Origin of the sequence: Micromonospora sp. WMMD987 (genome assembly GCF_029581435.1) — a bacterium.
Taxonomy (GTDB): domain Bacteria; phylum Actinomycetota; class Actinomycetes; order Mycobacteriales; family Micromonosporaceae; genus Micromonospora; species Micromonospora rifamycinica.
The window spans coordinates 6,173,099-6,186,875 of record NZ_CP120861.1; the positions used below are offsets into that span (position 1 = coordinate 6,173,099).

Below are 13,777 nucleotides of genomic sequence, written 5' to 3' on the forward strand. Positions count from 1 at the left end.
GGCGTCCTACTCGACGGTGACCGACTTCGCCAGGTTGCGCGGCTGGTCGACGTCGTGCCCCCGGGCGGCGGCGATCTCGGCCGCGAGCACCTGTAGGGGGACGGTGGTGACCAGCGGCGCGAGCAGGGTGGGCGTACGCGGCACGTAGATCAGGTGGTCGGCGTAGCGGACCACCGCCTGGTCGCCCTCCTCGGCGATCACGATGGTCCGCGCTCCCCGGGCCCGGACCTCCTGGATGTTGGAGACGACCTTGTCGTGCAGCATGCCCCGGCCGACCGGCGACGGCACCACGCAGATCACCGGGGTGCCCTTGTCGATCAGGGCGATCGGCCCGTGCTTCAGCTCACCGGCGGCGAACCCCTCGGCGTGCATGTACGCCAGCTCCTTGAGCTTGAGCGCACCCTCCAGGGCGACCGGGTAGCCGACGTGCCGGCCGATGAAGAGCACCGTCGGCTCGGACTTCAGCTCCCTGGCCAGCTCCCGCACCGGCTCGATCCGGCCGAGCAGCTCGCGCAGCTTGTCCGGCATCTCCTGGAGCTGGGCCACCACCGCGCCGACCTCGTCGGCGAACTTGATCCCGCGTACCTGGGCCAGGTGCAGGCCGATCAGGTAGCAGGCGACCAGCTGGGTGAGGAACGCCTTGGTGGAGGCGACCGCGATCTCCGGGCCGCCGTGGGTGTAGAGCACCGCGTCGGACTCACGCGGGATGGTGGAGCCGTTGGTGTTGCAGATGGCCAGCACCCGGGCCTTCTGCTCCTTGGCGTGCCGCAGCGCCATCAGGGTGTCCATCGTCTCGCCGGACTGCGAGATCACCACGATCAGGGTGGACCGGTCGAGCACCGGGTCGCGGTAGCGGAACTCGCTGGCCAGTTCCACCTCGCAGGGGATCCGGGTCCAGTGCTCGATGGCGTACTTGGCGACCATGCCGGAGTGGTACGCGGTGCCGCAGGCGACGATGAAGATCTTGTCGACGTCGCGCAGGTCCTGGTCGCTGAGGCGGACCTCGTCCAGGGCGATCTCCCCGGTCTCGGTGAGCCGGCCGAGCAGGGTGTCCGCGATGGCCTGCGGCTGCTCCTCGATCTCCTTGAGCATGAACCAGTCGTAACCGCCCTTCTCGGCGGCCGACGAGTCCCAGTCGATGTGGAAGTCCTTGCCGGTGGCCGGCTCCCCGTCGAAGTCGGTGATCTCGATGCTGTCGGCGGTGATCAGGACGAGCTGGTCCTGGCCCAGCTCGACCGCCTCGCGGGTGTGCTCGATGAACGCCGCCACGTCGCTGGCCAGGTAGTTCTCCCCGTCGCCCCGGCCGACCACCAGCGGCGAGTTACGCCGCGCGCCGACCACCGCACCGGGGACGGCGGCGTCCACGGCGAGCAGGGTGAAGGCGCCCTCCAGCCGTCGGCACACCACCCGCATCCCGGCGGCGAGCAGCTGGGGGCCGTCGGTCCCACCCGCCGCGCGCAGCTCGGCGAGCGCCCGGGCGAGCAGGTGAGCGGCGCACTCGGTGTCGGTGTCGCTGGTGAACTGGACCCCGTCGTCCTCCAGCTCGGCGCGGAGCTTGGCGAAGTTCTCGATGATGCCGTTGTGGATCACGGCGACCCGGCCGTCGGGGGCCACGTGCGGGTGGGCGTTACGGTCGGTAGGCCCGCCGTGGGTGGCCCACCGGGTGTGACCGATACCGGTGGTGCCGTCGCCGATGCCGACCGGGCTGGCGGCGCAGTCCTCCGGGTTGCTGGCGGCCCGCTCGGAGAGGACCTTCTCCAGGTTGGCCAGCTTGCCGGCCTTCTTCTCGGTGAGCAGCTCGTCGTCGCACACGATCGCGACCCCGGCCGAGTCGTAACCCCGGTACTCCAGCCGGCGCAGCCCGTCGAGCACGATGCCGAGCGCCGGGCGCGAGCCGGCGTAACCCACGATTCCACACATGGTCCGCAGCCTAACCCAGTTCCGCTCATCACGCGTGCGCGGAAGCCGGGTAAACAATCACCGAATTTGAGCGAACGGACGGTGACCGGCGACAACCGGACGGTCGCTCCACCCGTTCGACGGCGCGGGCTTGCGGGCCGCCCGACCGTACGACAGTCTCTCGGCGACCCTGGGACCGCCCAGGGACGGCCCGCTCACCCCTTTCCTGCCCCTCCGTCCTCGGAGCGAGAATGTCCGACGCGCCCCCTCCCGGCGACCCCTCACCCGCAGCCGCAGCCGCCGCCCCGCCGCCGGACCCGACGGGCGGAGCATCCGCCTGGCCCGCGCCCGACCCGCTCACGGTCCCGCCGCCCTGGTCGGCCCCCGACCCGTGGCCCGGACCACCGTCGACCGGTGGCCGTACGGTCCCGGCTCTTCCCGGGACGCCCGGCGGCCCACCCGCCGCGGGCTGGACCGGCATGGACCCGGCCGGGCAGGGCAGCCCACCCGCCGCGGGCTGGACCGGCATGGACCCGGCCGGGCAGGGCGGCCCACCCGCCGCGGGCTGGACCGGCATGAGCCCGACCATGCCCGGCGGGTCACCCGGCCAGGGCTGGCCGCCGCCGGGCTACCCGCCGCCGTTCGCCCACCCGGGGTACCCGCGGCGGAGTTCCACCGGCGCAGGGCAGGTGGTGGGGATCGTGGTGGCGGTGGTCCTGGTCCTCGTCCTGGGCTTCTGTGCCTGCGCCTGCGGGGGTGGCACCCTGCTGGGCCAGCTCGTACCGGAGTCGACGACCGGGGACGACCACGACGACCCCGCGCCCAGCTGGCCCCCGACGCCGTACCGACCGGCCACGCCCGTCGCCGCGCCCACCAGCGCTCCGGACGGGCACCCCGTGCGGTGGGTTCCGACGGGTGACAGGTGACGGTTGGGTGCCCCGCCGACTTCTCCACCGCCCCGGAGCATGCCGGGACCGCACGGCCCCGCGTCCGTCCCGGAAAAGCCGACCACGCGTCCTACGGGACGGGCACGTCCGGCCCGTAGGCTGACGGGCGTGACGACGCCGACCGATGTCGACCCGCTGGTGGCCCGGATGCGCCCGTTCGGGACGACCGTCTTCGCCGAGATGTCCGCGCTCGCCGTCCGGACCGGGGCGGTCAACCTGGGCCAGGGCTTCCCGGACACCGACGGGCCGCCGGAGATGCTGGCCGCCGCCGCCGAGGCGTTGCGCTCCGGGCAGAACCAGTACCCGCCCGGTCCCGGGATCCCCGCGCTGCGCCGGGCCGTCGCCGAGCACCAGCGCCGTTTCCACGGCCTGACGTACGACCCGGACGGCGAGGTGATCGTCACCGCCGGGGCCACCGAGGCGATCGCCGCCAGCATCCTGGCGCTCTGCGAGCCGGGCGACGAGGTGGTCTGCTTCGAGCCGTACTACGACTCGTACGCGGCGTCGATCGCGTTGGCCGGTGCGGTGCGGCGACCGGTGACGTTGCGCCCCGGCGGCGACGGTCGGTACGCCTTCGACCCGGCCGAGTTGCGGGCCGCGTTCGGGCCGCGTACCCGGCTGGTGCTGCTGAACTCGCCGCACAACCCGACCGGGAAGGTCTTCACCGGGCCGGAACTGGCACTGGTCGCCGACCTCTGCCGGGAACACGACGTGTACGCGGTCACCGACGAGGTCTACGAGCACCTCGTCTTCACCGACGCCGCCTCCGCCCACCTGCCGCTGGCCACCCTGCCCGGGATGCGGGAACGCACCCTGCGCATCTCGTCGGCCGGCAAGACCTTCTCCTGCACCGGGTGGAAGGTGGGCTGGGTCAGTGGCCCCGCCGCGCTGGTCTCGGCGGTGCTGCGGGTCAAGCAGTTCCTCACCTTCGTCAACGCGGCACCACTGCAACCGGCGGTCGCCGTGGCGCTGGCGCTGCCCGACGGCTACTACACCGGCTTCCGGGACGCCCTCCAACGACAGCGGGACCTGTTGATCGACGGTCTGACCGACGCCGGCTTCGAGGTGCTCACCCCGGAGGGGACCTACTTCGTCACCGCCGACATCACCGGCCTCGGTGGTCGGGACGGGCTGGAGTTCTGCCGTTCCCTGCCGGAGCGCTGCGGCGTGGTGGCGGTGCCCACCCAGGTCTTCTACGACGACGCCGAGGCCGGTCGCCGCCTGGTCCGGTTCGCCTTCTGCAAGCGGCCCGAGGTGCTGACCGAGGCGGTCACCCGGCTGCGCGCACTGGCCGACCCGCACTGACCGGCGCCCCGGTCAGCCAGCCGACGGCGGCGGACCGGGCGTCGGCGGTCACCGGCCGGTCGGCACCCGCGTCCGCCGGCCCGACCGATGTGGTGTCAGGTGACGGGGCTGGCGGTGCGGACGTGTTCGGCGATCCGCTCGGCCACCGACCGGGCCGTCTCCTCGGTGCCGGCCTCGACCATCACCCGCACCAGCGGTTCGGTGCCGGACGGGCGCAGCAGCACCCGGCCGGTCTCCCCCAGCTCGGCCTCGGCCCGCTCGACCTCGGCCCGCACGGCGGGGGCGGCGGCACCGACCGTCCGGTCGCCGACCGGCACGTTGATCAGCACCTGGGGCAGCTTGGTGACCACCGAGGCCAGCTCGGCCAGGGAACGGCCGGTGGCGGCCATCCGGGCCATCAGGTGCAGGCCGGTGAGGACACCGTCCCCGGTGGTGGCGTGCGCGGGCATCACCAGGTGGCCGCTCTGCTCGCCGCCGAGGGCGAGGCCGGAGGCGCGCAACTCCTCCAGCACGTACCGGTCGCCGACCTTGGTCTCGACCAGCCGGATGCCCTGCGCGGACATGGCCAGCCGCAGGCCGAGGTTGCTCATCACGGTGGCGACCAGGGTGTCCCGGGTCAGTTCGCCGGCGTCCCGCAGGGCCAGGGCGAGGATCGCCATCAGCTCGTCGCCGTCGACCTCCGTGCCGTCGGCGTCGACCGCCACGCACCGGTCGGCGTCGCCGTCGTGGGCGAGGCCCAGGTGCGCGCCGTGCTCGACCACGGCGGCCCGCAGGCCGTCGAGGTGGTTGGAACCGCACTCGTCGTTGATGTTGAGGCCGTCCGGCTCGGCGTGGATCGCGATCACCTCGGCACCGGCCTCCCGGTAGGCGACCGGGGCGACCTCGGCGGCGGCGCCGTTGGCGCAGTCGACCACGACCTTGATGCCGTCGAGGCGGTGCGGCACGGTACCGACCAGGTGCTGGACGTAGTGGTCGGCACCGTCGAGCAGGTCGTGCACCCGGCCGACCCCCGCGCCGACCGGGCGGTCCCAGGCCGTGGTGGCGTTCGCCTCGACGGCCGCCTCGATCCGCAGTTCGATCTCGTCGGGCAGCTTGTGCCCACCGGCGGCGAACAGCTTGATCCCGTTGTCCGGCATCGGGTTGTGCGACGCGGAGAGCATCACGCCCAGGTCCGCCTTGGCCTCGGCGGTCAGGAACGCCACGGCGGGGGTGGGCAGTACGCCGACCCGGACCACGCTCGCCCCGGCGCTGGTGAGCCCGGCGACCACGGCGGCCTCCAGCATCTCGCCGCTGGCCCGGGTGTCCCGTCCGACGACCGCCAGTGGCGGGTGGCTACGGTCCGACTCGGCGAGCGTGTGCGCGGCGGCCACCGCAACGGCGAGCGCCAACTCCGGGGTGAGATCGACGTTCGCCCGCCCGCGTACGCCGTCCGTGCCGAACAACCGCCCCATACCCGCCAACCTCCGGTGCAACTGCGATGAGTGGAGAAAGCGCGACGGCCGGGCCACCTCCCGCGGAGGGGAGGCGGACCCGGCCGTTCGTCAGAAGTACAACGCGCCGTCGGTGATCAGCGCTTCGAGTACTGCGGAGCCTTACGGGCCTTCTTGAGACCGTACTTCTTGCTCTCCTTGACCCGGGCGTCCCGGGTGAGGAAGCCGGCCTTCTTCAGGGCCGGACGGTCGTCCGGCTCGCTGACGATCAGCGCGCGGGCGATGGCCAGCCGCAGCGCACCGGCCTGGCCGGTGGTGCCGCCGCCCCGCAGGTTGGCGATGACGTCGAACATCTCGGGCTTCTCGGCGGTGACCAGCGGGTCCTTGATGAGCTGCTGGTGCACCTTGCTCGGGAAGTAGGCCTCGAGGTCACGGCCGTTGCAGGTGATCTTGCCGCTGCCCGGGACGATACGGACCCGGACGATGGCCTCCTTGCGGCGGCCGACGGTCTGGATCGGCCGGTCACCATGCGGCGCGCGGGCGACGGGCGCGGGCGCTTCGGTGGCCTCGGGGGCGACCTCGGTCTCGGTGATGTCGGTCATGCTGTTTCCTTCGCCCTCGCTCACTGCGCGATCTGCTTGATCTCGAACGGCACCGGCTGCTGCGCCAGGTGCGGGTGCTCAGCACCGGCGTAGACCTTCAGCTTCTTGATCAGCTGACGGCCGAGCTTGTTGTGCGGGAGCATGCCCTTCACAGCCAGCTCGATGGCCCGCTCGGGCCGCTTGGTCAGCAGCTCGTCGTAGCCGACCTGCTTGAGGCCGCCCGGGTAACCGGAGTGCCGGTAGGCGACCTTGGTCTGCCGCTTGTTGCCGGTCAGCGCCACCTTGCCCGCGTTCACGATGACGACGAAGTCGCCCGTGTCGACGTGCGGCGCGAAAGTCGGCTTGTGCTTGCCGCGCAGCAGCGTGGCGGCGTGGGTGGCCAGGCGGCCCAGCACGACATCAGAGGCGTCGATAACGTGCCACTGACGCTCGATCTCACCCGGCTTCGGGCTGTACGTACGCACAGGTCTACCTTGTCTCGTCGTCGGTCTGGGGTCGCGCGCCGAGGTGACCAGAGGCTTCCCGGCCGGACCAGCGCGCACGAACGACCAAGCGTACCTGAGCGGCACGCCTCTGGATGTCGTACAACAGCAGGCAACGATACCCGGCACCCCAGCGGCTGGTCAAAACGGGGGGTCGGCCGGCGTGGCCGCCGATTCCACCGCATGACAAGGGTCACACACCGACCAGCTTCCCGGGGCCGGGCCGCAGGTACACCGCCCAGGTGACCACGAAACAGAGCGCGTACCAGCCGATGAAGGCCAGGTAGGCGGCGTCCGCGTTGCCCGAGGCGAGGAAGGACTGCCGGAAGGCCACGTTCACCAGCACCCCGCCCGAGGCACCGACCGCCCCGGCGATGCCGATCAGCGCCCCGGAGCGCCGTCGCGCCCGGCGCTGCGCCGCGGCCGGGTCGCCGGTCAGCTCCGCCTCGGCCACCGCCCGGACCCGGAAGATCGCCGGGATCATCTTGTACGTCGACCCGTTGCCGATGCCGGAGAAGACGAACAGCGCCAGGAACCCGGCCAGGTAGAGCGGGAACGACCGCTCCCGGGCGGCGTAGAGCACCAGCCCGGCCCCGGCGGCCATCGCGACGAAGTTCCAGAAGGTCACCCGCGCCCCGCCCAGCCGGTCGGCGAGCTGCCCGCCGAGCGGCCGGATCAGCGAGCCGATCAGCGGCCCGAGGAAGGTCAGCCAGGCCGCGTCGACCGGGGTGGGGAACCGCTCGGCGAACTGGAGCTGGAGCACCTGGCCGAAGGCGAAGCCGAAGCCGATGAACGAGCCGAAGGTGCCCACGTAGAGCAGCGACATCACCCAGGTGTGCCGGTCGCGGGCGGCCTCGCGCAGCGCGCCGGGCTCGTTGTGGGCGTCCGGGATGTTGTCCAGCCACCGGGCCGCGGCGAGCGCGGCCAGCACGATCAGCGGCAGGTAGACCGCCGGCACCAACCGGGGGTACGCCGCCCCGGCGGTGGCCAGCACCGCCAACCCGACGAGCTGCACGGCCGGCACGCCGAGGTTGCCGCCACCGGCGTTGAGCCCGAGCGCCCGGCCCTTGAGCCGGTCCGGGAAGAACAGGTTGATGTTCGCCATCGACGAGGCGAAGTTGCCGCCGCCGACCCCGGTCAGGCAGGCCAGCACCATCAGCGTCGAGTACGAGACCCCCGGCTCCAGCAGCACCGCCATCGGCACCGCCGGCACCAGCAGCAGCAGCGCGCTGACGATGGTCCAGTTCCGCCCCCCGAACCGGGCCACCGCCAGGGTGTACGGCAGCCGCAGCACCGCCCCCAACGCGGCCGGTACGGCGGTGAGCAGGAACTTCCCGGCCGGGTCGATGCCGTACGCCGGGCCGAGGAAGAGCACGGTGACCGACCAGAGGCTCCACACCGAGAACCCGACGTGCTCGGCGAAGATCGACACCCAGAGGTTGCGCCGGGCGATCGGGGCTCCGGTGGTCCGCCAGAAGGTGGGGTCCTCGGGACGCCAGTCGTCGATCCGGTGCCGGCGACCGGTCCCGGTCGCGACGGCCCCGTCGGTGGCGGTGGTCCGGACGTCGGTGGCGGTGGCCCCGGCGGCCGGGGCCTGCGGGTCAGCGGCCGGGGCCTGCGGGTCGGTGCCGGTGGCCTGCGGGTCGGTGGCCGGCGGATCGGCGGCGGTGCTGCGGGCGAGCGTGCTCACGGCGACTCCTCCTGCTGGTCGTGGTGAGCGGAACGCTAGGCAGGCCGGGTTTCCCCGAGGGTGCCTCTCCCGGGTCGTTCCGGAAACGGAGATCGCACCTCGGCCCGGATCCGATGGTGAGACGGCCCACGGAACGGCCACGGTGACCGGCCTACGGCCGGCGACCGACCGGCGACGCGGCGGGGCGGCACGGCGACCGGGGGCGTGGCGGCGGGACGGCGACCGGATGGTCAGAGTTCCTGGAGGATACGCAGTGCCCGGGTGACCCGGCGCATGGTCTCGGTGTCGGCGACGTCCACGCACTCGGTGAACCACTTCTTCATCGGTGCCGACAGCCGGTCGGGCATCACCACGTTCGCGCCCATCGGCACCGCGAGCGGAGAGTCACGCAGCAGCGCGGTCTCGACCACCTCGGCGACGATCACGATCGGCACGTCGGTGGAGTTGTAGACGTCGGAGCTGATCACCAGCCCGAGCCGTTCCCGGGCGCCCTCGATGCGCCAGACCTCTCCCCTACGCAGCACGTGGGCGACCACCGAAGAGCACGTCGGCGACCATCCCCACCTCGCGGGCGTCGGCGAGGGCGGCGGACTCCAGGTCGAGCCCGGCCCGGCCGACCGCCTCGGCGTGCGCGGTGAAGACCTCCCGTAGCGCCTTCTCCCGGGCGGCCTGGTCCATCCAGGCGGACAGCGAGAGACCCTCCCGCTTGGCGAACCGGCGGGCCTGCTCGATCGTCTCGTCGGAGAACGAGAGAGTCACCTTCGCAGTCATGCCACCGATCCTACCCGCGGTATGACCAGCGGTCATCCCACCCGGGCGGAGTCAGGCGGCCGGGCGGGGTCAGGCGGCCGGGCGGGGTCAGGCGGCCGGGCGGGGTCAGGCGGCCGGGCGGTGGCCGCCGAAGACGGCGAACCGCCACGCCTTGTAGAAGCAGTCCACGTCGACCAGGCCGGCGTCGGCCAGCCAGCGGCACTGGTCGGTCACCGGGACCGGTCGGTCGTGCCGCATCCGTTCCCGGGCGGCGGCGATCTCGGCGTCGTCCGAGCCGCGCGCGGCGGTCTGCGCCAGCCAGACCTCGTCGTACCGGCGGTCCAGCGCCGGGGTGGGGCCGGCCACCTGCTCGGCGTTGACGAACACCCCGCCGGGCCGGAGCGCGTCGGCCGCCCGCCGGTAGAGCGCCCGCTTGCCGTCGTCGTCGAGGTGGTGCACGGCCAGGGCGGAGACCACCGCGTCGTACCGGCCGGCGGGGAGCGGGTCGGCCAGGTCGGCCAGCACGGTCCGGTGCGCCACCCCCCGGGCGGCCAGTCCTTCGGCGGCCACCGCGAGCATCCCCGCGGCACCGTCGACCAGGGTCACCCGCACGCCGGGCAGCGCGGCGGTCAGCAGCAGCGAGAGCAGCCCGGTGCCGGCGCCCAGGTCGAGCACCTCGGGGGTACGCCCGGCCGCGAGCGCGGCCCGCACCGGTGGGGCGGCCACCTCGACGGCCGCGCCGTAGAAGTCGTCGAAGCAGGGCACGAGCCGGCGACGGGCCTGATCGTACGAGCCTGCCACCGCATCGAAGGCCGCCGTGACGTCCATGCTCGACTCCTCTCACATAATGGGAAAACTGTCTCATATTATAGACCCTGCCGGCCGACACGTTTCCCCTGTGCGGTGTGAGCCGCTCTTGACAGGACCGAAACAGAAGGGACGCGGGTCGGAAACCGCCCGGCGGCACGCTTTCCCGACATGACAGACGGTGCACGCGCCGCGACGCGAACGGGGCCACCTCCCCGGGAGGCGGAGACGCACTGCCCGTACTGCGCTCTCCAGTGCGGCATGGTCCTGCGGGACGACGGGGGCGGCGGGATCGAGGTCCGGCCCCGGCAGTTCCCCACCAACCGCGGCGGGCTGTGCCAGAAGGGCTGGACCGCCGCCGAACTGCTCGACCACCCCGACCGGCTGACCACCCCCCTGGTACGCGACGCGTCCGGCGAGCTGCGCCCGGCCGACTGGGACGTCGCGCTGGACCGGATCGCCACCGGGCTGCGCACCGTCCGACGTGACCACGGGCGGGACGCGGTCGCGGTCTTCGGCGGCGGCGGGCTCACCAACGAGAAGGCGTACGCCCTCGGCAAGTTCGCCCGGGTGGCGCTGCGGACCCGGAACATCGACTACAACGGCCGGTGGTGCATGTCCTCCGCCGCCGCGGCCGGGCTGCGCGCCTTCGGTGTCGACCGGGGGCTGCCCTTCCCGCTGACCGACCTGGGCCGCACGCAGACCCTGCTGCTGGTGGGCGCGAACCCGGCCGAGACCATGCCGCCGCTGATGCGGCACCTCGCCGACCAGCAGGCCCGGGGCGGCCGGCTGATCGTGGTCGACCCCCGGCTGACCGCCACCGCCCGCCAGGCCGACCTGCACCTGCAACCGCTGCCCGGCACCGACCTGGCGGTCGCCAACGCGCTGCTGCACATCGCGCTCACCGAGGGCCTGGTCGACCGGGAGTACGTGGCCGCCCGGACCGAGGGCTTCGACGCGGTACGCCGCACCGTCGCCGGGTACTGGCCCGCCGAGGTGGAACGGCTCTCCGGGGTGCCGGTGGCCGACCTGGAGGAGACCGCCCGCGCGCTCGGCACCGCCGCCTCGGCGGTCATCCTCACCGCCCGGGGCGCCGAACAGCACGCCAAGGGCGTCGACACGGTCAGCGCGTACGTCAACCTCGCCCTCGCCCTCGGTCTGCCCGGCCGCCCGTACTCCGGTTACGGCTGCCTGACCGGCCAGGGCAACGGCCAGGGCGGACGCGAGCACGGCCAGAAGGCCGACCAGCTCCCCGGGTACCGCAAGATCGACGACCCGGCGGCCCGGGCCCACGTCGCCGCGGTCTGGGGGGTGGATCCCGCCGAGCTTCCCGGCCCCGGCGTCCCGGCCTACCAGCTCCTCGATTCGCTCGGCACCCCCGGCGGCCCCCGCGCGCTGCTGGTCTTCGGCTCCAACCCGGTGGTCTCCGCGCCCCGGGCGGCCCGGATCGAGTCCCGGCTGCGCGGGCTGGACCTGCTGGTGGTGGCCGATTTCCTGCGTTCCGAGACGGCCGAGCTGGCCGACGTGGTGCTACCGGTCGCCCAGTGGGCGGAGGAGGACGGCACGATGACCAATCTGGAGGGTCGGGTGCTGCGTCGCCGCGCGCTCCGCGAGCCACCCCCCGGCGTCCGCACCGACCTGGCGGTCCTCGCCGGCCTCGCCGCCCGCCTGGACGACCCGGCCCCGGTGGCCGCGCCCGCCCCGACCGGCGGCGAGCCGACGAGCAGCGGTCCGGCGGGGATGCCGGACGGGACCGCCCCGACCGGCGGTGATCCGGCGGGGGCCGCGGGCAGCACCGACGCGGCGGACGTCCCGGACCGCTTCCCGACCGACCCGAGGGTGGTCTTCGCCGAGCTGCGGCGGGCCTCCGCCGGGGGCGTCGCCGACTACGCCGGGGTCACCTGGGACCGGATCGAGTCGTCCGACGGCGTCTTCTGGCCGTGCCCCGACCCGGAGGGGCCGGACACCCCCCGGCTCTTCGCCGACACCTTCCCCACCCCGTCCGGCCGGGCCCGGTTCCATCCGGTCCAGCACCGGCCGGCGGCCGAGGAGGTCTGCGCCGACTACCCGCTGCACTTCACCACCGGGCGGGTGCTGGCCCAGTACCAGTCGGGCACGCAGACCCGGCGGGTCGCCGCGCTGCGCCGGGCCGCCCCACGGGGCTTCGTCGAGCTGCACCCCGACCTGGCCGCCCGGCTCGGGGTCGCCGAGGGTGACGAGGTACGGGTCGCCTCCCGCCGGGGTGAGCTACGCGCGCCGGCCCGGCTCAGCCCGACGATCCGGCCGGACACCGTCTTCGCGCCGTTCCACTGGCCCGGGGCGGCCCGCGCCAACTCGGTCACCAACGACGCCGTCGACCCGGTCTCCGGGATGCCCGAGTTCAAGATCTGCGCGGTCCGGGTGGAGCGGGCATGACCGGGCGGATCGTGATCGTCGGGTACGGGATGGCCGGTTCCCGGCTCGCCACCGAGCTGCACGCCCGCAACGGCGACCGGAAGGTCACCGTGCTGGGGGCGGAACCGCACCGGGCGTACAACCGGATCATGCTCTCCACGCTGCTCGCCGGCAAGATCGGCGAGCCCGACGTGGAGCTGGCCGAGGTCGCCGGGCAGGGCACCGACGTGCGGACCGGCGTGGCAGCCGCCGCCATCGACCGGGTGGCCCGGACGGTCCGCACCACCGACGGCGAGCGGATCGACTACGACCACCTGGTCCTCGCCACCGGCAGCCGGGCCGTGGTGCCGCCGCTGCCCGGTCTCGACCCGGCCGACCTGCCGGCCCGGGTGGCCGTCTTCCGCACCCTGGCCGACTGCCGCCGGATCCTCGCCGCCGCCCGCACCGCCCGCACCGCACTGGTGCTCGGTGGCGGTCTGCTCGGCCTGGAGGCGGCCCGCGGTCTGGCCGCCCGGGGGCTGACGGTGACCGTGGTCCACCCCCACCCGCACCTGATGGAACGGCAGCTCGACCCGGCCGCCGGCGCGGTGCTCGCCGGCACCCTGGCCGGGCTCGGCGTCACCAGCCGGCTGGGCGTGCCGGCCACCGCGCTGGACGCCGACGCCGACCGGGTCCGGCTGCACCTGGCCGACGGCACCCACCTCGACGCCGACCTGCTGGTGCTCTCCTGCGGCGTACGCCCCGACACCGGGCTGGCCGCCGCCGCCGGACTGGCCGTCGACCGGGGGGTGCTGGTCGACGACCGGCTGCGCACCGGTGACGAGGCGATCTCGGCGATCGGCGACTGCGCCCGCCCCGCCGGTGGTCCGACCGGACTGGTCGCCCCGGCCTGGGCACAGGCCCGGGTGGTGGCCCGGCTGCTCACCGGCGAGGACGACACCGCCCGCTACCGCCCCCGGCCGGTGGTGACCCGGCTCAAGGCCGCCGGGATCGACCTGGCCGCGATGGGTGACCCGACCGGCGGCCCCGGCGAGGAGTTGACCTTCGCCGACCCGGCCCGGGGGACGTACGCCCGGCTGCGGATCGACCACGACCGGCTGACCGGGGCGATCCTGCTCGGTGACAACCCGTCGGTCGGCACGGTGGTACAGCTCTTCGACCGGGGCGGCCCGGTCCCCACCGACCGGCGGGCGCTGCTGCTCGGCCGGTCGCTCGGCGTCACCCCCGCGACGCCCGCCGCGACCCCGGCGCTGATGCCGGACGCGGCGACCGTCTGCCAGTGCAACGACGTCGACAAGGGCACCCTGGTCCGCTGCTGGCGGGCCGGCGCCCGGACCGTCGACGAGGTGGTCGCCGCGACCCGGGCCGGTACCGGCTGCGGCGGCTGCCGGGAGGCCGTCGGCGGGATCGTCGACTGGCTGTCCGAGGTGGACTCGGTGGGGACGCCCCGATGACCGTGATGACACCACGA

12 protein-coding genes are annotated in these 13,777 nt (G+C 73.9%); 4 read left to right on the forward strand and 8 right to left on the reverse strand.

Going from position 1 to position 13,777, the window contains the following annotated elements; genetic code table 11:
• Positions 1-6: 6 nt before the first annotated feature.
• Positions 7-1,920, reverse strand: coding sequence for a glutamine--fructose-6-phosphate transaminase (isomerizing) (gene glmS / locus O7612_RS26175; RefSeq protein ID WP_067313510.1), 1,914 nt, complete (start codon positions 1,918-1,920; stop codon positions 7-9).
• 458 nt (positions 1,921-2,378) lie between these two features.
• Here glmS and O7612_RS26180 point away from each other — a divergent pair, with 458 nt between their 5' ends.
• Positions 2,379-2,825 carry a hypothetical protein gene (locus O7612_RS26180; protein ID WP_282268245.1) on the forward strand — a complete coding sequence of 149 codons (447 nt, stop codon included), beginning with the start codon at positions 2,379-2,381 and terminating at the stop codon, positions 2,823-2,825.
• 129 nt (positions 2,826-2,954) lie between these two features.
• On the forward strand, positions 2,955-4,151 hold the full coding sequence (locus tag O7612_RS26185; RefSeq protein WP_282268248.1) for a pyridoxal phosphate-dependent aminotransferase: 1,197 nt from the start codon (positions 2,955-2,957) through the stop codon (positions 4,149-4,151).
• A gap of 95 nt (positions 4,152-4,246) precedes the next feature.
• Here O7612_RS26185 and glmM read toward each other — a convergent pair whose 3' ends face one another.
• From glmM to O7612_RS26220, 7 genes are all read right to left on the reverse strand, one after another.
• Entirely contained in the window at positions 4,247-5,602 is a 1,356-nt protein-coding gene (gene glmM, locus O7612_RS26190) for a phosphoglucosamine mutase (RefSeq protein ID WP_282268251.1), read from the reverse strand.
• Between the two features lie 116 nt (positions 5,603-5,718).
• Complete coding sequence (gene rpsI, locus O7612_RS26195) at positions 5,719-6,183, reverse strand: 30S ribosomal protein S9 (protein ID WP_282268253.1); 465 nt, start codon at positions 6,181-6,183, stop codon at positions 5,719-5,721.
• Between the two features lie 20 nt (positions 6,184-6,203).
• Complete coding sequence (gene rplM / locus O7612_RS26200; RefSeq protein WP_007465158.1) at positions 6,204-6,647, reverse strand: 50S ribosomal protein L13; 444 nt, start codon at positions 6,645-6,647, stop codon at positions 6,204-6,206.
• A gap of 211 nt (positions 6,648-6,858) precedes the next feature.
• Entirely contained in the window at positions 6,859-8,172 is a 1,314-nt protein-coding gene (locus tag O7612_RS26205) for a nitrate/nitrite transporter (RefSeq protein WP_282274061.1), read from the reverse strand.
• Between the two features lie 413 nt (positions 8,173-8,585).
• Positions 8,586-8,891 carry a type II toxin-antitoxin system PemK/MazF family toxin gene (locus O7612_RS26210; RefSeq protein WP_172898447.1) on the reverse strand — a complete coding sequence of 102 codons (306 nt, stop codon included), beginning with the start codon at positions 8,889-8,891 and terminating at the stop codon, positions 8,586-8,588.
• Complete coding sequence (locus tag O7612_RS26215; protein ID WP_067314550.1) at positions 8,869-9,126, reverse strand: DUF6364 family protein; 258 nt, start codon at positions 9,124-9,126, stop codon at positions 8,869-8,871. Before O7612_RS26215 ends, O7612_RS26210 begins: the two co-directional genes overlap by 23 nt.
• A 105-nt stretch (positions 9,127-9,231) precedes the next feature.
• Positions 9,232-9,933, reverse strand: a complete 702-nt coding sequence (locus tag O7612_RS26220; RefSeq protein WP_282268258.1) for a class I SAM-dependent methyltransferase — start codon at positions 9,931-9,933, stop codon at positions 9,232-9,234.
• Positions 9,934-10,083: 150 nt separating this feature from the next.
• Here O7612_RS26220 and O7612_RS26225 point away from each other — a divergent pair, with 150 nt between their 5' ends.
• Together O7612_RS26225 and O7612_RS26230 are read left to right on the forward strand one after the other, a co-directional pair.
• Positions 10,084-12,327 carry a molybdopterin oxidoreductase family protein gene (locus tag O7612_RS26225; RefSeq protein ID WP_282268260.1) on the forward strand — a complete coding sequence of 748 codons (2,244 nt, stop codon included), beginning with the start codon at positions 10,084-10,086 and terminating at the stop codon, positions 12,325-12,327.
• Positions 12,324-13,760, forward strand: a complete 1,437-nt coding sequence (locus tag O7612_RS26230) for an FAD-dependent oxidoreductase (protein ID WP_282268262.1) — start codon at positions 12,324-12,326, stop codon at positions 13,758-13,760. The genes O7612_RS26225 and O7612_RS26230 overlap by 4 nt, the downstream gene beginning before the upstream one ends.
• Positions 13,761-13,777 lie beyond the last annotated feature (17 nt).